The organism is Streptomyces rhizosphaerihabitans (genome assembly GCF_025399795.1).
In the GTDB taxonomy this organism is placed as follows: Bacteria; Actinomycetota; Actinomycetes; order Streptomycetales; family Streptomycetaceae; genus Streptomyces; species Streptomyces rhizosphaerihabitans.
On record NZ_JAODTZ010000189.1, the window covers coordinates 1 to 464 of the forward strand.

General features: G+C 67.7%; 1 protein-coding gene. It reads left to right on the top strand.

The genetic code is table 11. The features are described 5' to 3' along the window. On the top strand, positions 1–464 hold a 464-nt coding region (locus N4G66_RS45345; RefSeq protein ID WP_315903782.1), incomplete at both ends, for a carboxyl transferase domain-containing protein.

Genomic DNA, 464 nt, shown 5'->3' on the forward strand with positions numbered 1-464 from the left:
GTCACCGGCGAGGACGTCGGCTTCGAGGAACTGGGCGGCGCCCGCACCCACAACGCCGTCTCCGGCGTGGCCCACCACATGGCCGGCGACGAGAAGGACGCCATCGAGTACGTCAAGCAGCTGCTGTCCTACCTGCCGTCCAACAACCTCAGCGAGCCCCCGGTCTTCGCGGAGGAGGCGGACCTCACCCTCACCGACGAGGACCGCGAGCTGGACACCATCGTGCCGGACAGCGCGAACCAGCCCTACGACATGCACACCGTCATCGAACACGTCCTGGACGACGCCGAGTTCTTCGAGACCCAGGCACTGTTCGCACCGAACATCCTCACCGGCTTCGGCCGCATCGAGGGCCACCCGGTCGGCATCGTCGCCAACCAGCCGATGCAGTTCGCCGGCTGCCTGGACATCGACGCGAGCGAGAAGGCCGCCCGCTTCGTGCGCACCTGCGACGCCTTCAACGT